14 protein-coding genes and 1 pseudogene are annotated in these 18,361 nt (G+C 60.8%); 4 read left to right on the top strand and 11 right to left on the bottom strand.

The window, feature by feature from the left end:
• Window positions 1–561 precede the first annotated feature (561 nt).
• Window positions 562–2,256, top strand: a complete 1,695-nt coding sequence (locus Psi01_RS41800) for a DUF262 domain-containing protein (protein ID WP_204069752.1) — start codon at window positions 562–564, stop codon at window positions 2,254–2,256.
• Here Psi01_RS41800 and dndE read toward each other — a convergent pair.
• Genes dndE through dndB form a run of 4 tightly spaced genes read right to left on the bottom strand, consistent with a single transcriptional unit; the run spans window position 2,230 to window position 7,234 of the window.
• Complete coding sequence (dndE, locus tag Psi01_RS41795; RefSeq protein ID WP_204069751.1) at window positions 2,230–2,619, bottom strand: DNA sulfur modification protein DndE; 390 nt, start codon at window positions 2,617–2,619, stop codon at window positions 2,230–2,232. The genes Psi01_RS41800 and dndE overlap by 27 nt on opposite strands.
• Entirely contained in the window at window positions 2,609–4,594 is a 1,986-nt protein-coding gene (dndD, locus tag Psi01_RS41790) for a DNA sulfur modification protein DndD (protein ID WP_204069750.1), read from the bottom strand. Before dndD ends, dndE begins: the two co-directional genes overlap by 11 nt.
• On the bottom strand, window positions 4,581–6,104 hold the full coding sequence (dndC, locus tag Psi01_RS41785; protein ID WP_239128431.1) for a DNA phosphorothioation system sulfurtransferase DndC: 1,524 nt from the start codon (window positions 6,102–6,104) through the stop codon (window positions 4,581–4,583). The genes dndD and dndC overlap by 14 nt, the downstream gene beginning before the upstream one ends.
• Window positions 6,101–7,234 carry a DNA sulfur modification protein DndB gene (dndB, locus tag Psi01_RS41780; RefSeq protein WP_239128430.1) on the bottom strand — a complete coding sequence of 378 codons (1,134 nt, stop codon included), beginning with the start codon at window positions 7,232–7,234 and terminating at the stop codon, window positions 6,101–6,103. Before dndB ends, dndC begins: the two co-directional genes overlap by 4 nt.
• A 91-nt stretch (window positions 7,235–7,325) precedes the next feature.
• On the opposite strand from dndB, the gene dndA reads away from it, so the two are divergent.
• Entirely contained in the window at window positions 7,326–8,474 is a 1,149-nt protein-coding gene (gene dndA, locus Psi01_RS41775) for a cysteine desulfurase DndA (protein WP_204069749.1), read from the top strand.
• Here dndA and Psi01_RS41770 read toward each other — a convergent pair.
• From Psi01_RS41770 to Psi01_RS41745, 6 genes are all read right to left on the bottom strand, one after another.
• Window positions 8,461–9,894 carry a DNA phosphorothioation-associated putative methyltransferase gene (locus tag Psi01_RS41770; protein ID WP_204069748.1) on the bottom strand — a complete coding sequence of 478 codons (1,434 nt, stop codon included), beginning with the start codon at window positions 9,892–9,894 and terminating at the stop codon, window positions 8,461–8,463. The two genes, dndA and Psi01_RS41770, sit on opposite strands and share 14 nt — an antisense overlap.
• A gap of 83 nt (window positions 9,895–9,977) precedes the next feature.
• Window positions 9,978–10,466 (bottom strand): DNA phosphorothioation-associated protein 4, encoded by a 489-nt coding sequence (locus tag Psi01_RS41765; RefSeq protein WP_204069747.1) that lies wholly within the window; start codon window positions 10,464–10,466, stop codon window positions 9,978–9,980.
• On the bottom strand, window positions 10,466–12,535 hold the full coding sequence (locus Psi01_RS41760; protein WP_204069746.1) for an AAA family ATPase: 2,070 nt from the start codon (window positions 12,533–12,535) through the stop codon (window positions 10,466–10,468). The genes Psi01_RS41765 and Psi01_RS41760 overlap by 1 nt, the downstream gene beginning before the upstream one ends.
• A complete protein-coding gene (locus Psi01_RS41755) occupies window positions 12,535–12,723 on the bottom strand; it encodes a hypothetical protein (protein WP_204069745.1) in 189 nt (62 codons plus the stop codon). The genes Psi01_RS41760 and Psi01_RS41755 overlap by 1 nt, the downstream gene beginning before the upstream one ends.
• A 12-nt stretch (window positions 12,724–12,735) precedes the next feature.
• Complete coding sequence (locus Psi01_RS41750) at window positions 12,736–14,835, bottom strand: DEAD/DEAH box helicase family protein (RefSeq protein ID WP_204069744.1); 2,100 nt, start codon at window positions 14,833–14,835, stop codon at window positions 12,736–12,738.
• 87 nt (window positions 14,836–14,922) lie between these two features.
• Window positions 14,923–15,639: an Lsr2 family DNA-binding protein gene (locus Psi01_RS41745; RefSeq protein WP_239128429.1), complete on the bottom strand. Its 717-nt coding sequence runs from the start codon at window positions 15,637–15,639 to the stop codon at window positions 14,923–14,925.
• A 1,002-nt stretch (window positions 15,640–16,641) separates the two neighbouring features.
• Between Psi01_RS41745 and Psi01_RS41740 the strand changes: the two genes are divergently transcribed.
• Window positions 16,642–17,079, top strand: coding sequence for a helix-turn-helix domain-containing protein (locus tag Psi01_RS41740; protein ID WP_239128428.1), 438 nt, complete (start codon window positions 16,642–16,644; stop codon window positions 17,077–17,079).
• Complete coding sequence (locus Psi01_RS41735) at window positions 17,048–17,716, top strand: transposase (protein ID WP_507763458.1); 669 nt, start codon at window positions 17,048–17,050, stop codon at window positions 17,714–17,716. Before Psi01_RS41740 ends, Psi01_RS41735 begins: the two co-directional genes overlap by 32 nt.
• 32 nt (window positions 17,717–17,748) lie before the next feature.
• Here Psi01_RS41735 and Psi01_RS41730 read toward each other — a convergent pair.
• Window positions 17,749–18,323: pseudogene (locus Psi01_RS41730) on the bottom strand (IS5 family transposase); the annotation flags it as partial.
• Between the last annotated feature and the right edge of the window lie 38 nt (window positions 18,324–18,361).

Raw genomic sequence — 18,361 nt, 5'->3', positions numbered from 1 at the left:
CTGGCTCTCACCGGCAGCTACGAAATGCTCATGCGGATGATCAGGGTTTCCGCTCGGAGAGATAGGCCAACGGTGGAGAGCGATGGCATTGAGGAGCCCGAGCCTGTGGTCGAGGGTCCCCTTACAGAGAAGCTCCGAGGAAGGTCGCTTCAGCGGCAGGCATGGCAGTGGGCTCTCGAGCAGCAGGACGCGGAGGGGCGGTTGCCCAGTGGAGATCAGCTGGCGCGTGTGTTTCGGCGATCTCCCCGGTGGGGGCGATCTGTCAAGAATGCCGGGCTTGCTGGCCTGCTGGGATAACTCGTTTCGCCTCCGATTCCGACCCAATTCCGGGTGGGCGAGAATCTGAGCGAAGTGCGCGTGGGACGATTTCGTCAACATAGGGCTGTACTGGATGGCGTGCGCCTAGCCCGCCCACGTTCGGGAACGCCGAGCGCTCGCACCCCGAATATTCGAATAGCAGTTCCCAAGATCGCTGGAGAAATGCACTCTTTGTTGCCGTATGTGAAGGTGAGCGCTAAGAGATGGTAGGCAAAAGGTGGTATGTGATCGTATGATCAGCGCATGTCTAAGGCGCTTCCCCTCCACGATGGCACCTCAATCAAGTTCCTCCTGCCCGGGATTGCAGAACTCCTTGAAACGCGCGAGCTGAGCGTGCCAACGTACCAGCGTTCCTATTCCTGGAGAGCCGAAGAACAGGTTCAAGACTTCTGGTCGGACCTGTCTAATGCCTTCAAGGAGCATGGAGAGTATTTCCTTGGAGCCGTAGTTCTGACCACGGATGTGGGGGGAAGTGACCGTAGGAAAGTAGTTGACGGCCAGCAGAGATTGGCGACAACCTCCTTGCTTCTGGCGGCGATCCGAGACGAGTTGAGGTCTTGCAACCTTCGCCGTAAGGCCGAAATTATCGAGCGCGACTACCTTGCAAAGGAGACTCTAGAGTCGGACGGAAAAGAGCCTCGCCTGACGCTTAACCACAGCGACAATGTCTACTTCCGGCAGATCATGGCCGATCTTCCGAATCCGACGCCAGAACTAAAGGTAGCTTCGCAGAAGCTGCTCGCGGAAGCTTTCGCCTTCCTAAAGGAGAAGGTCCATGAGTTTGCGGAGGCCTCCGGCGGCGAGAAACTACTCGACTGGGTAGTCTTCCTCAAGAACCGTGCGCGTATTGGAGTCATCGAGGTCCCCACCGAGGCTGACGCATATGTCATCTTCGAAACTCTAAATAATCGTGGGGCCGATCTAACTACGGCCGACCTTCTTAAGAACTATCTCTATAGCCAGGCAGGGCAGCAGCTTGAACTTGTCAGCGAATACTGGGTTAAGTCGTTCAGCACGCTTGAGCCCAGCGCGACGGACGCCAAGTTCACGCCCTTCCTTCGCCACTATTGGAGCTCCCGCCATGGGCTGACGCGGGAGAAGGAGCTCTATAGGGCGATCCGTAAGGGGGTCACGTCGCAGAGCGCAACGGTGGACTTTGTGAGCAAACTGCACGGAGCCGCAAACATCTACAGCGCGCTTGGAAACGCCCAGCATGACTACTGGACGGGATACGGAACCTCTCCGCGGCAGGACGTAATGCTGCTGACGCGCTTCAATCTCTCGCCCAACAAGCCACTTCTGCTCGCCGCCCTTGAGACCTTCTCAAAGGAAGAGATTCAGAAGCTGCTCAGAGCCTTGGTGAGCTGGTCGGTACGCGGAATCGTTCTGGAGCAGATGAACGCAGGAAGAATCGAAGAATCGTACTGCTCAGCAGCGCGGAAGATTCGTGCCAAGGAGATAGAGACCGTCGATCAACTCCGCGATCACCTCGGTAACGTCCTCCCAGGAGACAGCGAGTTCAAAGCTGCATTCAAGGTCCTACAAGTCAAGACTGCCTGGCAGGCGAGATACTTCCTGCAGGCTCTCGAACGGACCCGGATGGGAACGTCCGAACCGGAGCTCGTTCCCAATGAGGATGAGGCCAAGGTTAACCTCGAACATATCCTTCCACGGAACGCGAAGAACGGGGACTGGCAGTCGTTCGATAAGGACGAGCTCGAAGGCATGGTCCATCGTCTGGGGAACATGGCTCTGTTGAGCAAGGGCAAGAACTCAAAGATTGGCAACAAGCCATTCAAGGACAAGTTGCCGATCTTTGCGGCCTCCGAATTTCTGCTGACGAGCTCGATTGCAAGAGTCCCAGACTGGAACGCGGCGCAGATAGAGGCCCGGCAGGCCGCGTTTGCTGAACTAGCGGTCGAGACCTGGCAGCGCTAGATGCATGAGATCGCTCATGGACTCCAGGTCGGTCCGTCCGGCTAGGTGAGCGATTCCCCGGTGGAGATGGATGGAGAAGGTCCTTTCGACGACTTCTGTGGAAGGCTCCTCTCCATCTACAACACATCGATGCTTAATCAACGCAAGATAGATGTCTCCATACTCTCCAGAGAAGGTCTTCCAGGACATCTCCAGGTTGGAGTCGAGAACGATGTCTCGCACGAGAGGAGTTGAGGCATCGGAAAGTGATGTCGCAAGAGCCCAGCGGCACAGGACATTCCAGGTCTTGATTCCGGTGATGCGCTTGAGCTTGATGAGCTGATCTTTTGCTGGCTGAGACAGTCGAATTGTGTCAAGCGACATATTGGGTCTTTCCCCAGCCGTAGCCGTTCTCGATCTTGGTCGTAAACGTGTGGTCGTCATGGACCAGCGTGTAGGTCCGAGCGATGGCCGGGATCAACTCCTGGAGGAGCTGGTCATCGATCTCCTTGTCGGTGGACAGAAGGAGGACCTGTTCGCTGGCATACGGGAAGTAGCGCTGTACCAGGTTTTGGCGGTGGCGACTGTCCAGGCGGCCTAGAGGAGTGTCGATGACGCTCGGAAGGCGGTTGCCGGCCACTCGCGCGAGCCCCCAGAGAAGCGAGACGGCGAGGAGTTGACGTTCGCCCGCACTCAGCCGAGCGGGATTGATCTCATCCTCGTCGGCGCCAATCAGCGTCAAGGTGAACTTCTCGGTGTCAATGCGGAGATCCTGGACGAGCCCTTCCTTGCGCATCAGGCGCTTGAAACTCTCCAGGACCGCAACCTCAAGTCGGTTGATGTGCCGCTGCAACAGGAGCTCGCCGAACTTCTCCAGGGTGGTGCGGGCACGATCCGAGTACGTGACGACCCGCTCACGGTGCTCGGTCTCCGCAAGACCCTTGGCGTACTTGGCATAGGCCCGGTCTCTCGCCGCCGTGAGTTGCTCTCGCTCTCGATCATGGGTCGCGTGGGCCTCCTGTGCAGTAGCGAGCTCTCGTTCGAGGCTCACTACACGCTGCCTGGCCTTGTCCTGCTGGGCGACGAGGTCAGCGATGGCCTCTTCAGCAGGCACGCCTGCGAGTTGACGATCAAGCGACTGGAGCTCGTCTCGAAGCTCCCCGGCTTCGGTAAGCAAGGTCCGGGCGCGGACGGATTCCGCTTCAAGGACATGGTCCAACGAGTTGATCTGCTGGATCCCGGACGCAGACATGTTCAGGACCCGCGCCACATCGGTCGACGAGGCGCGCATATCCCGGTCCTTTTCGAGATACTCGAGGATCCGGCTCATCTGAGCAGGTGAGGCGTCTGAGCTTAGAAGAGCAAGGAGCTCGTCATCCCGCACTTTCAGCGCATCCAGCACTCGCTCCGCTCGCGCTGCCTCCTCTTCACGCGTGACCTGCTCCTTCAGTGCCCTGATCTGATCAGACAACAGGAGCAGCGGAAGAGGTCCTGAGGCCACGCTGGCAAGAGTCTCGTTGAGCGACTCCAGTCGCTTGCTCGCCTGGGAGCGTAGGCTTTCCAACTCGGCCCGTCTGCGGAAGAGCTCACCACCCTGCTTGGCGAACATCGCCTCGACGGTCGCGAGTTCCTTCCTCTCCTGGTGCAGACCAGAGTTGATGGAAGCGATGCGCTGATAGGCGTCTGCGCGGGCAACCTCGTTCTGGACTAGCTGAGACTCAATTCGGTCGATCTCATCCCGGGCATCCTTGTACTCCTGTGTGACCTTTTGGCGCCGCTGGAGGGCGAGCAGATCGGTTCGGAGTTGCTCCACCGTGCTCACGCCAAGAAGTGACTGAACCGCGGACTCAATGACGGGTGCGGCACGCTCGGGGTCAGCAAGAGACTCGATCTTTTCGCCGTCGAAGAAGAAGAGCGAGGCGACTTCCAAGGGAAGGAGGTCTTCGATGTAGTTGGCCCAGTTCGTACTCACAGCCTTGTCGTGCTTGCCATCGATGAAGACTCTGAGTGACTCAGGGACAGTCTTGCCGTTGATCTTCCAGGAGCGCTCGACCTCGTACTGCCGCTCCGCACCTTCGATCGTCACGGAGAAGCGTAGCGTCACACTAGCTTCCTTCGGCTCTGCCTGGCGGTTCACGCTGTCGCGGAGGAACGACTCGTAGGAGCGAGCGCCGCGACCGCTGCATCGCGCACGTGATCCGTAGAGGGCCAGCTGAATAGCATCAAGGAGGGTGGTCTTTCCGCAGCCGTTGAGCCCGCCGATCAGGATGATCGGACGGCCAGACTTGGGAGATAGCGTTAGAGAGTTGGCGCCCTTGTAGGCCCCAAAGTTCTCAAGGGTGATCTCATGCAGAAGCATCGGCGCTCACTTCATCAAGTCCGGGCAGCATGGGCGCGGTCTTGTTGTGCTGGTTCCGTAGGGCCATGTCCACCGCGTCTTCCTTGTCGGCGTAGTAGCCCTTCTTGATCGTCTTTTCGAGAGCCTCGAAGAGACCGGAACGCCTAGTCATTGTTCTGAACTTGCGCTCGACTGCCAGAAGCTCACGCATGGTCAGGAAGTGAAGCTCGTCGTCCCCACAAACTTCGCGTAGGAGCTCAACCTCATCGGTAGCGACGGCAAGGTGCTGATCCAGCGGGCCACCAGGGAAGTCCTCGCCGGTCTCCTGCTTGTAGATGCGTGGGAGCGAGTCTTCGACCTCGTGCTTCTCGAAGACCCAGATACGCCTGATCTCGTGTAGCTCATCCATCGTGATGAGCTCGATGTTGCGGACGGACTCCGGCGCGTGCTCCCGGATCCAGGTCTGGGCGTTGAGTAGCTTCGAGAGCCAGTCCTCGCGTGCCTTCTGGGTGTAGGGGCCGGGCACGTTGCGGTCGTAGAAAAGCTGAATGGAGCCGTTCATCTTGCGCCAGTCGCGGAGATGGCTATCGTCGGCAACGTCTAGCTCGTCCCGCAGCTCCAGGAGCGGGAGCATCCACTCCTTTTCCTCGTCATTCTGGATCATCGCGGACATGGACTTGTCCTTGTCTACGAGAGTGCAAGTCCAGCAGCCAAAACGGCTGTCGCCACAGGAGGGGGTCGAACTGTCCACCACAAGCGGACACTCGCCATCACTGGAGGCGCCCTGGTACATGGTCAACAGGTCCTTGTTCGCGTGCCCCCAAGGATTGGCCTGCTGCATGAGGAAGGTCCACACTTCGTCGTTGCTCCAGTCCTCGATCGGACTGTAGACGAGTGAATTCGGCAAGTTGCCATTGGGCGAGAGCCGGTCGCGAACGCGACGCTTCTCGTGGCGCTCCATCACCCGGGCGCGGGCCTGGCTCTCTGCCTTACGGATGCCCAAGACCAGAATCGCTTCACCATGGTCATGAACAACGCGGCGAATGAACGAGTTCGAAGGCCGAATCTTCAGTCGCTCGGTGCACCAGCGGAACTTGGGACGAGGCGCAGGGTAGCCCTTACCGATGAGCCCAACCCAGAAAGTGTCCTTGACGTCGGGGATCAGCCGATTGGGCTGAATGGGCAAGCCTTGGCCCTCCGCGGCCTGGCGCATGGTGTCGAGAGAACCCGTCACCCAGGCTGCCACCACCGGGTTCTCTACCAGGGTGTCAGTGCTGATCACATAGACAGGCTTGGTGCGCTGCTCGGAAGGCAACCCTTGAAGCGCGATCCACACGAGCTGGAGGACTGCTGTGGAGTCCTTTCCTCCGCTGTAGCCGACAACCCACGGCACCTGATCGGCTGTGTACAGCTCACGAATCTCACTGGTGATCTCGCTGACGACAGCAGCTAGACCCCCTTTGTCTTCAAACGGGATGGCCCGCCTGGTGGGGGTATTCAACATGACGGCGCTGCGCGGCAGGGTGGTCATCGGTCTCCTCGCTTGTACGCGTCCTCGGCCTGCTGCTCTTCGGCGCTCAGTTTGAGCCCGAGCTGCTGTCGTAGATAATTCACGGTCAGTACGACATTTTGGTGGTTCTTGGAGACCCTGCCGCCAATGATCGCGCGGCCTTCCCAGTCTGGGTTCGATCTTGACCAGTCCACCTGACCGAGTGGAGCCAATCGCGGCTTCCAGTCTTCGGGATCAAGTGAATCGCGCAGCAAGGTATTCCCCACCAGACCGAGCGCGTGCAGGGCGATGCCATGGGTGTGTAGATACTGCTTCCGAACCTCTGTGGCTTGCAGCTGTCGCGATCGGACCTCTTGCCAGTCGGGGATCAGCTCATCAACGGCGAGCCAGAACGCTTCGGATATGGTTCGTGCGGTCTCGGCATTGTCGAGCTTCAGGTCTTGCAGTAGCGCCGTGGTGGCTGAGTACAACGCACTGAGTGTGAAGAGCTTGCGTGACTTGGCCGAGAGAGTGCTGCGCTCCATCTCTACCGAGTCTTTGAAGATCGGAGACTTGAGCGCAAGGAGTCGTGTGAGCTGCGAGATTTCGTCGCGGTGATCGTAGAGCACGCCGATCGATCTCGCTGGCCGTACAGCGTGGCGATTGAGGTCGGCGAACATCTGCTGGCTTCGCTCAAGGCCTGCGTCGTAGAAGAAGACAACGGCAATCGTCTCGTCGCCAAGAGAGGGGTTTTCGCGCAGCGCTGCTTCGATCGCCGCGCGACGGTGTTGGCCATCGTTGATCAGGAAGCGCGAAGCCATCGGGATGTGGAGCTGACCAACGCGCATACCAGGACCTTCGTCGGAGAAGCCGACGAACTTCATCACGCCATCGACCGAGGCTGTGAGAGCAGAGAAGACGTAGTCGTCTGGGTTGTCGAGGATGTACCGCGTCAGGGCTGGGACCCTTCCCTTGTTCAAGACTCGTTGCGCACGCACCTCGGGTGCGAGCTCATCATCATCGAACAGGAAGATTCTTGGGATGAGCCGGAGGGGGCACATTGATGCGTAGTACTCCCGCCCAGCCTGAACACCCCGGATCGCTGGGAAGATGTACTCGAACCCTGCGGTTGAGGTATCACCGTGACGTGTAGCCAGCCCGAGTGTTTCCACACGTGACACAGTACCGTATGTACGTCTCTCTGACGTAAGAACGTCACTGTTTTAACGTTCCCCATCGCTGATATGGATCGAGGACGAGCCTGTGGTCGCCTACCTTGACGCCGCTGCCACGACAAGAGTGTTCCCTGAGGTGGCTGAGGTTGTCCTGCACTGGATGCGCGATGAGTTCGGCAACGCCGGTTCCCGGACGCATGAGTACGGCACGCGTGCCAAGAAGGCGGTAGCGCGTGCAAGAGAAGGACTGGCGTCCCACTTGTCAGCCCGCCCTGACGAGCTGATCTTCACGAGCGGTGCCACAGAATCGAACAACATCGCCATCCTTGGTCTGGCGCCCTACGGGATGAAGCGCGACCGACGCCACATCATCAGCACAGCCATTGAGCACAAGGCAGTTCTTGAGCCCTTGGAACACCTGGCATCCCAGGGCTTTGAAGTCGACCTGATCGAGCCCGGGCCCTCGGGCAGGGTGGAGGTGGAGGCGGTGATTGAGCGGCTCCGCCCTGACACCCTGTTGGTGTCGGTCATGCAGGTAAACAACGAGACTGGTGTGATCCAGCCTGTGGCGGAGCTGGCCGAGCACCTACGAGACACGTCAACCTACTTCCACGTCGATGCCGCGCAGGGCTTCGGCAAGTTTCCCAGCGACCTCAGAGCGCCCATTGACCTCATCAGCTTCAGCGGGCACAAGATCGGCGCACCGAAGGGCGTCGGTGGGCTTGTGGTTCGGCGGCGTGGACGAGACTCGGCTCCTCTAACTCCGCTCATGTACGGCGGCGGCCAGGAGCGCAAGCTGCGGCCTGGTACCCTGCCGGTCCCGCTGATCATGGGTCTAGCCAAAGCTCTGGAGGTCTTCGAGCATGGTCGGGCTGAGTGGTTCAAGGCTGCCAGCGACTTCCGCGCCCGGCTCCTGGTAGCTCTCGGGAGGACCAGGTTCCACTTGCATGGCGATCAGGATCATGTTGCCCCCCACATCCTCAACCTTTCCTTCGAGGGCGTGGATACCGAGGCGTTGATCCTTCAGCTGAAGAACTATGCGGCTGTTGCCACCGGCTCGGCATGCACCAGCGCCTCCTACACTCCTAGCCACGTCTTGGCAGCAATGGGACTGCCGACAGATCAGGCCGCGAACGGGCTCAGGCTCTCTTGGTATCCAGACCAGGCAGAGGAACTGGACGTCGATGAGTTCGTTGACGTGATCGCGGGATACCAGGCTGACGTCAGCTTCGCTTGACGAGTCGGTGACCGCGCAGAGCTCGACCGCAACGGATCAGTTCCGCCTCCCACCCTTGCTCGGTGCCAATGAGGTGCGGGTTGGCATAAAGGCCAGCTCGCGCCTCGCTCTCGGTAAGGCGCCTGTACTTGGGAGCGTCGGGATCGTCTGGGGATAGAAACTCGTGCTTGCGATGGAGCAGGGGCCGGTTAGACGACTCGTCGTAGGAGGTGAATGACGTCTTCAGCGTGGTCAGGTCGACCATGTAGGAGGAACGGAGCCGGGGGTGTGGATCTGCCTCGAAATCGGGGTAATCAAGCCAGCTCACACCTCGTCCTTGATGCCGCAGCTTGATCAACGACCAGCTGGCCGGACGTCCGGCGGCGATCGAGGCGCAATGCTCGTAGAGCCGCAGCACGGTCGGTATCTGGTCGACCCAGCGTCGGTGAACGTACAGGGCAGTGGGTGTCAGCTTTCCGATCTTCGATGCCTGCATGGCACCTCTGACATAGGAGTCGTCGCGCAGCTTCAAGAGGAGGCGATCCGCGCGTTGGCATGCCTCCTTGTATGAAGAGAAGAAGGCTCTGATGTCTAACTGCAGGGATGTGGGCAAGGTGCTGTACGGCCCGCGCCCGCTGAACAATTCGATGCCAAGGACCAGGAGCGTAGCCAGCGTCGATGCCGTGGCCCCGGCTGCAATCTTCTCTGCAGATGCCGATTTACGAACGATCCGCTGAAGCTCGGTGGGTTGGAGATGTGACAGAAGCTTGGCCATCTCCTCAGGCATCTCTTCCAGCCTTGGCAGCCGGCCACGTCGTTCTGTGTAGTCCACCACGGCCGCGATCGCCGAGCCTGTGTCCTCTGAAGCAAGCCAGACGGCATCCGGCACGACCTTGCGCGCTAGGTAGCGAAGCCTCGCTTCGTCTCGTTTGAAGGCATAGACCACCCCAGGAGCAGCGGCAACGCAGCGGACCCCGGTTGTCTCCTCCACGTAGGAGCGAAGCTCCGCTGGGGAGAACAGGTGTTGAAACGTCCGCCGGCTCGTGAGGATGCCGTCCTCGAACTGCTGGCCTCTCACCCTGGACCGATCCCAGGTGAGGCGGCTGGTAACGACGAGGAGGTGCTCTGCAAGACCCCAGGCCCGTCGTAGAGCCTCCCGGCGTTCTTCCACATTCTCGATGACGTTGAGAACGTAGGTCAGCAGGACAACGTGTGCCGGCCTGGGAGAGGTGTCGGGTGCGTAGTAGGGATCCCAGCCTTGAGCCTGAACCCGCATCTCGCGTAGAGCGGCGACATCGTCGCCGCGGCCACTTCCGTAGTCTAGGACGCTGGTGGCGGCATGAACTTCATCGTCGATGACTGCTTGTCGCGCTGCGACCGACAGGGAAGTGCGCCCAATCGCAGTAAGGCGTCGATCGCTCTCCCAGTGCAGTCCGGACACGCTGCTCCCTCAGCTCTATCGCTCGCGCCTCGGTGGGACTCGCTCGGCAGTTGCTTGCCGAGCGAGGACCAGCGGCTGCGCGATCAGCTCCCGAAATCAGGCGCGCCGAAACCGGAGAGTCTTGTGCCGAGAATGTCTTGCACCATGCTCTCGGTATGGGTCGTTCCACGACGCGACAGGTTTAGGATGACGTCCATCGGACGGACATGCGCCCCGCTATTGAGTTCGCCCTGGATGATAGCGAGCCCCCCGTTGGCGTACTCCTCAAACACCGTAATCCGCTCGGACAGCCGCTCATCGGCCATGATGCCGGCGTCATCGGGAGACGCTAGAACGCCCATCGAATCGATCATGGCAGCGACGCTCGCAGAGTTGCTGAACAACCCGTAGCGAATCGGTTCTCCCGACTTCTCGAACGGCTCTCGGCGTCCTCGTGACCAGCCCAGGGCCGCGGCGAAAACCAAGACCTGCCAGTTATTCGGGAACGGGCCACCTTCCTTGGTGTTCAGGCGATTGATGAGATCCTCGTGGTCCTGGGGGCGCCGGACACGGATATCTGCGTTGAGAACCATCAGTTTTCGACCTCCAGGAGTTCAGCGCCGGTACGGTTCGAACCCACTACCTGATACGGGTAGGACTTGCCGTTCAACGTCAGGGTGTTTGTAGCGCCGCTCACCTCTGTCTTCGTGGTGTGCGTGACGATCACGTACTGCCTACCAATACGGGGCTGGAGCTCTTGCTCGACAACTTCCTGCGCTTGCGCCTTGCTGGTGAGGATCACCACCTGCGAAGCGAGCCTGGGCAGGAAGTCGGCGACAGCCTTTCGATAGCCCTCATCGAGATTGCCGAATACGGCGTCCATCACCACGGGGAAGTCGCCGCCGATCCCCTTGATGAAGGTTCGGCCGAGCTTCTGGGCGTCTCGGGCTTCACCCACCAGCGACCCGACGAAGGCCAGCGAAAGCAGCATGTTCTCGCCGGTTGACTTTGGTGCAGGAATTCGCTCGCTTCCGCTGAGATCCCACAGCTCCAACTCGAAGTCCGCGGTGAGCTCCGGCTGGTAGCTCTTGAGGGACACCAAGCGGTAGAGCTCCTGGATGCGGACATCGAGACGACGCCTGACACCCTGTGAGAGAATCTCGAAGATCTTGGCTAGAACAGTCTGTGCCTCTTGGAGCGCGGCGATCCTCGCCTGAATCCGTCGGCTTCGGGCGTCTTTCCCCTTGAACTTGTCGAGCTGGCTCTTAAGGGCATTTGCCTGCTCGTCCAACCGCTTGATCTCGTGGTCTGCCGCACCCTCAGCGGCCACCTTCTCGTCTCGCTGGAGCTTTGCCGTCTGGAGACGCTCCTCGGTCGCAACTACCTCTTCCGAGGGGAGCCGCTTGAGCTTCTTCCCGATTTCGCCGATCTCTCCCTCGAGACGACGCTCGGTGTCCTGCGCTTCGGCAATGCGTTCATCGAAGCCGCGAAGCGCTTGCTGCATGTGCTCTCTGTGCTCGGTGATTCCGCCGATGGTGCCGCGGAGCTGGTTCCACGCGGCTTCGACTTCCGCGAGCCCCCCACGAGTGCGCCAGTGCTCGACTGCGTCCCGCTGTGAACTGCCGTTTACGAGTTGCGTCCCACAGATGCATGTCCCCCGGTCGAGCAGATGCTCGACGAAGCTCTGCTTGAGAGGTGCAGGGAGCTGATCGCGCTCATAGAGCGTGTCGGTGACTGCGAAGATCTTGTCAGGGAGCGCGGGCAGGAAGGCTAGGAATCCGCTCGTAGCCACCAGCGCGGCGCGCTGCTGCTCTTGATCCTGCCTCGCCGACCGAGTGCGCTGAAGCTGATCCTCCAGCCGATAGCGGTCCTGCTGCAGTTCCTTTGCCTCAGCAAGTTGGGTCATCTTGAGATTGAGCGCATGGATTTCAGCCTCGAAGTGGTTGAACTCCTTCTTGGCGGCGCTGCGGCGTCGTTGCTGATCCTGAATCATGCGCTCGGTGTCTTCGAGCTTCCCGAGGAGGTTGTTAAGTTCCTCCTGGGAGTTCCCTTCCGCCTTGATGTCGCGACGGAGCTTCTGGATGATCAAGGGAAGATGCGCGATCGCTCGTTCCATCGCTTCCAGACCCAGAAGCGTCTTAACCGCTTGGCGAACGTCATCGCCTCCCTCGTGTTTTGCCAGAGCTTCGATGCGCTCGCCGTTGACGAAGAAGAAGTGGCTCAGGCGCTCAGGCAGCATCTGGTCCAGGTGGAGGCTCGGTCCATCCAGCTTGTCCAGGTTGCCGCCCTTCTCGCGGCGCCACAGCTGCAGTTCGGGCTTGGGCCGGGGCTGAACTGCGCCATGCTTGGAGGCGTAAACAGATCGCTTCACGATGTAGTCGAAGCCATCGTGTTCGAACTCGATGGTTACGGAAGCGGTGAGCGGCGTGCCCTCGGGTGCCTCGTTCCAGACGGTCGAGTTGATGAGCTGGTCCCGATTCTCCACGTCATTGCTGAGCGCGCCGTAAAGAGCCCAGGTGAAGGCGTTCAGAAGGGTCGTTTTGCCGCCGCCATTCGTGCCCCACAGGACCGTCGTGTTGGCGTCCCCATCGATAGCGAAGTTGACTCGCTGAACTCCCGCATATGGGCGGAAGTTCTCAAGCTCAACCGACGTGAACTTCATTATGCGATACCCTCGATCTTCTTGATCATTTCCTCGCGCACGCTGGTGCGGGCAGTCGGCTCGGCCTTGTGGAGGTTCTCCTGCTCCAGCGTAAGGATCATCTTGATGATCTCGTGCGCGTCAGGCGAGAGCCCGCCGAGGACTCCTGAGATCATTTGGATTTCCTCTTGATCCATCTTGTCGGTCATCGTGATGCCTTCCTAAACGTCCATCAACTCGTAGTATTCGCGAAGCTCGCGAAGCTCGGATAGCGCTTCGCCATAATTCTCCGAATATCTGGCAAACTCGACAAAGCGTTGCATTTCTCTCCGGAACAGATTTCGTTCGGTTTCGAAAAGCTCGCGATCTTGCGGCGGGACCGCGATGAAGTCGATTACCTCGGCTTCTGTCTTCCCTGGCGCGCGGCGCAGGATTCGCCCTCGCCGTTGGATGAACTGCCTCGGATTGCTGCTACTGGCTAGCAGGTAGGCGATCCGGGCATCCGGAAGATCGACACCTTCGTCCAAGCAGCGCATGGAGACGAGCGCCTCCAGGCGGCCGGATCCGAATGCATCGAGGATGTCGCGGCGATCTGACTTGGACTCCTGCGAGGTATAGGAGTGGACGCGCATCCCAAGCCGGTTGCCAACCAGATCGAGGGCTTGATCAACCTGCCGTACTCCGCCGTTGGGGTCATCAAGCTGCGGCCGGCCGCCTTCGGCGCAGTAGACCAGCTGGTAGGACTGCCCCTGCCGCTTGCTGATCTCTCGTTTCAGCGCAGGGATCTTGCCTTCTGCATGGCCAAGAACCTTCGCCCGCTTGTTGAGCAACTGCCCGAGTCGAGCCTCGGCGTCAGTTCGTGCTCGGCCCTTGCTTCCCTTGACCTGACCATAAAGAGCGCCGATCTTGCCGGTGAGCAAGCTGTAGTAGGCCGCTTCCTCTTCGGTGAGCGGAACCAGAACGGGGCGGTAGATGTACCTGGTAAGCGCTCCAAGCTCGATTGCATCTTTGAGCCCCAGGCGAATCAGGGTGTCACCGAAGTAGTCCCTGAGCGCTTCGGTTCCCTCATCGTCGAACCATCGCTCTGGGGTTGCGGAGAGAGCCAGACGCCATGATGCATGGCTGGGTAGTCTCGAGCGATTGTGCTCGGCCCCCAGGTGATGGGCTTCGTCCGCAATGATCAGCAACTCGCTTCCGACCGAGGCCAGTAGGTCCTGAAACGCAGTCGACCCAAACGTCTTATTCGTTACAACGAGTGTCACGGCGCGCCCTGGGCGAAGGCCAGCGATCGCGTTGCTTGCTTGGTCCCACCACGTCGCTACCGAGTCTCGGCACTTGATGGGGGTGATCCCGAAGCGATTGATTTCATTGCCCCATTGCTCGACAAGGTCGAGCAGCGGGACCACAACCACGGTGACAAGCGAGCCGTCGCGTGCGCGAAGCTGACGACCTATCTGATCGAGGGCGGCCAGGGCGGTGATGGTCTTGCCCGTGCCTGTCGCCATCTCGAACATGCCGCGGGCACCCGCCTGAAGCCATTTGGTGATGGCTTCCTTCTGATAGTCGCGCAGCTGGACATCTTCGGGTGTGGTGGCCCAACTGTCATGCGCGTCGCCGTGTTGCCGATGTGCGCTGGATGTGGGCGCAACCTGCCTCGCGAGCTCACGCAAATGCTCCTGCGCCTCCTCTGGAAAGTTCAGGACTTCCAGACGCTCGGTCCTGCCTTCCCAGAGCGCCGCGAAGTTGTCCTTGATCCTGCGAACTCTGCGCGCATCCTCGGGAACCCATGAAACGAACACTTCGATGGACTCGAAGTTGTTCTCCATAGCGGCTCGTGTCTCGTTGAGGGAGCCGGTGAAAGCGACGACATCCCCTCCACGGTCGGCGATGATTCCGATCTTTTCGTGGTAGATGCCAAGCCCTTTGGTCTCCGATACGACCGCGATCTTGATCTCCAGGACGCCTTCGGCGATGAGTCTGCCCAGGATTCCGAGCCTTGCTCTCGTTGGTGCGTCGATCGTGTCTGAGGTGACCTCGCGCACAATGGCTCGCTTGATGACTTCGCGGTACTCGTAGCCCTTGAGGATGTCTTCGATGTCTTCGGGGGCTAGCAGAGGGCCAGCGATGATGCGGATCCGTCCACCATTCGCGCGCAAGCCGTCAAGGCCATCTGCTACCAGGGCAAGAGAGGTACCGGTGAAATAGCCGACGGCGCGGTCATACTGGACTGCTTCGGCGAGCACGGGAACGTAGAAGTCGCGGGCAACGTTGCTGGTGTCGCTCCTGTAGGAGTCCTCGATAGGGATCCTGGAAAGGCTCATTGCGTAATCCCGCTCGGCAGGAGGAGGCAAGCCGCCGCTTCGGGATCAAGCACGGAAGTCTCCATCGATGAGGGGTATGCGGGCGTGCTAGGCGTCATGTGACTCTCCGTGCAGCATTTGCAGGAAGTCGTGGACTGAGGGATCGAGCTCGCTGCGCTCGGAAGGAGCAGAAGAGGGGGTTGCTTCAGAGACCCGACTTACGTCCTTAGTGAGGCGGTAGAGCAGCGGAGGCCGTCCACCAGTGCTCTCACCCTCAAATGCTTCAACGTCGGGGAGAAGGTCGAGGGCTTTCGTGATCACCAAGGATGGCTGGTTGCGGCCAACGATGTTCCACAGATCTGACCGGGTTAGCTCACCGTGCAGCTGCAGCGCTTGGCGGATCTTGAGCGCAAGCACGTCGGACGAAGGCTCTTGTGTTGCACTCTCGGTGTGGTAGCGGTCCACAACCCACTGAGGGATGCGGCCCCGCTCGCTGATCGAGAGGCCCTTGTCCCGGGCCCAGGCGCGAATGATTGGCGCTTCGTCCGAGCGGTCAGCTCGACGACCTGTCGCGGCATAGCTCGGCAGGGCAGAGGCTTCGGATACTGGGACATTCGAAGACGACCAGCCGTGATCCACTAGCGCGAGCAGGACGGCGGCGATCATCTCCTGATGGGCAGTCCTGAAGTACGGGAGCATCCCGTCCATGCCGTCTCGAGACGTGAGCTCCTCTGCCCATCGGCTGACGTGCTGGATCCGCTCGGGAGCCGACATTTCGGAAAGCCTCCGAAGCCGTTCCCAAGATGTCTCGAATCCGTCCGGCATGGGGCAACCTTTCTTGAGGGGCAGGGCTAAGGAACGCTGAATCGGGGGATTGCGGCGTCAGTACGCCACGCCATGACCGGACGGCACGGGGCGTCCGATGCGGAGTTGATCACTATTGGGTTCGTCGGGATTTAGAAAGTGGGCTTGATCAGGGCGACGCTAAATGTCCGCGAGTACATACCCGCGGTATAGGCGAGCCGAAGTCCCGGTATCTGCCAGGGGGTCCCGCCATTTACCGCAAGAGAGGGCAAGGCGCGAAGTTGGGGCGTGCCCAGATCGCTCCTGCCCCCAGCTCCAGGACGCACGAGATCCAACATTGGCACACCTGGACATAGCTGCCGGATTGAAGCATACCTCCCAACGAGGGATGCTTCACTTAAGCGTCGCTAGGACACCAGCTGCACCAAAGCGATCCAATCAAAGCACCTCTCATCATTTGTACGCAATACCCCCAAGAGGGTGAGGTGTGGCGATCTTGGATGGCATGCGATGGCAAGCTGGATTGCTTTATCTGGAATAAAAAAGAAGAAAGAAGTATGTGGATGTCGGTGCAGGAGCGCTGACGTGCGAAGCCATAGCACGTCTTTGGGAGATCGTCAAATAGGTAGCTTCTCTAGGGCATGTGGCTGCGAGTGAAGCCGTCGCCGACGGTTGCTGAGAGTTGCCGATACGCCTCCTGTGCCGCCTCTGTGAGCCGGTCGAGGTCGAACTCGGAATCCTCTTCGAGGTGAGGATCGAATGGAATGCTGACGACGGAACAGCAACGGTCGGCGAAGTGAGCGTGGAGGGCATCCATGTCAACGGTGGACTTGCTGCTCCGCCGAACGCCCGATAGCACAACCGTGGCAGAATGAGCAAGCCGTTCATGGCCATGGGCTTCGAGCCAGTCCAATGTCGCGCCCGCTGACCGGGCCGCTGCGACGGAGGGAATGGTTACTCCGGTTGAACTCGTAGAGTCCGCGGGGGCGTGACGCTTCGCGAGTTCGGCTGTACGACCGAGGCATGCGATACGCGCAGAGGGGCGGGTACACCCCCGCCGAGCAGGAACGGCGCGAGCAGGTGCGGCTGCAGGCCGCTGAGCGCTTCGCGCGCGGGGACAGCACCACGGTTATCGCGCACGAGCTGTGCATCACCGCGCGTTCGGTGCGGCGCTGGCGGGCCCGCTGGCAGCAAGGCGGTGAGCAGGCGCTGCGCTCGGCCGGCCCGGTGGCCCGGGAACGGTTGTCGGCGCAATCGTGGGCCAAGCTGGAGGCCGAACTCAAGCGCGGGCCGCTGGCCCATGGCTTTGCCGATGACCAGTACTGGACGCTGGGCCGGATCAAGACGGTGATCGGCCGGATGTTCCACCTCGGCTACACCGTCCAGGGCGTGGCCAAGCTGCTGGAAACGGCACGACTGGTCGGCTCAGGTGCCGCTGCACCGGGCCATCGAGCGCGATGAGCAGGCCATCGGCGGGTGGAAGGACGAGGTGTGGCCGCGGGCAAAACCACCGCGGCGGACCTGGGCGCCTGGATCTGCTTCGCCGACGAGACGGGTCAAGGGCTCAAGGCCGCCGAAAGCCCGCACCTGGGCTCCGCGCGGGGTGCGGCCGATCGTGGCCGTGCGCGGCCGCAGCGCCGGGCGGGTGAACGTGGCCGGGGTGCTCTGCTTTCGCCCCGGCGAGCGCGCCCATCTGTTCTATGCGCTGCACACCTACCGCGGCACCAAGGGGGAGGCGAAGAGTTTCCGCTGGTGGCAGTACCGGGACCTGATCATCTCCACGCATCACCAGCTCGGCGGCGCGCCACTGGTGTGGTGCTGGGACAACCTGAACGTGCACCTGGCGCGGGAGCTGGCCGACTTCGCCGCGGCGAACTCCTCCTGGCTGCGGGTGGTGCAGCTGCCGACGTATGCGCCGGAGCTGAATCCGGCCGAAGGGGTCTGGTCGCTACTCAAACGGGCCATCGCCAACTTCGTCGCAGCGGACCTGGATGGCCTGGTCCGGATCATCAAGCGCAAGCTGAAGAAGATCCAGTACCGGCCGCATCTCCTCGACGGCTGCCTGGCCGCGAGCGGCCTGGTCATCGAACCCTGGTGATCACATGGCCGGACCCTACGCGTTCAACCGGAGTAGTCATAGCCCTTGTCGCCATGCAGCTTGGCCGGACGGCGACGGCGCCGCCCGCGTCGGGAGCGGATCGGCGGAATGCCCCGCACCAGCGGCTCAACGGCCAGGCTGTCATGGACGTTGGCCGCTGAGACCGCCACCGAAAGCGGTAGCCCGCTCCGCTCGGTGAGCAGGTGAATCTTCGAGCCGCTCTTGCCACGGTCGACCGGATTGGGGCCGGTCAGCTCCCCCTTTTGACCGCACGCAGGCTGACCGAGTCGATCGCACACCGCGACCAGTCCAGCTCTCCGCGCGCGCCGAGCTCATCCAGGATGATCCGATACAGCTTGGCCCATACCCGCATCGCGCTCCATTCGGCGAACCGACGGTTGACCGTCTGCCAGGAGGCGCCGAAGACCGGTGGCAGCTGCCGCCAGGCGCATCCGGTGGTGGCCACATAGATGATCGCGGCCAGGATCATCCGATCGTCTGCGCGTCGCCGTCCGCCGCCTTGCGGTCGGGTGGGCGCCGGCGGGACCACGCGCTGGAACAGCTCCCACAACTCATCGGGGACCAGCCGCTGAAGGAACGCATCCACAGCATGTCCAACGAGCGACCGCCAAATGAGTCACGCTC

This window comes from Paraplanobispora siamensis (assembly GCF_016863175.1).
GTDB lineage: Bacteria > Actinomycetota > Actinomycetes > Streptosporangiales > Streptosporangiaceae > Planobispora > Planobispora siamensis.
Note: the sequence above shows the minus strand (reverse complement) of the source record. Positions and strands in the feature narration are given on the sequence as shown.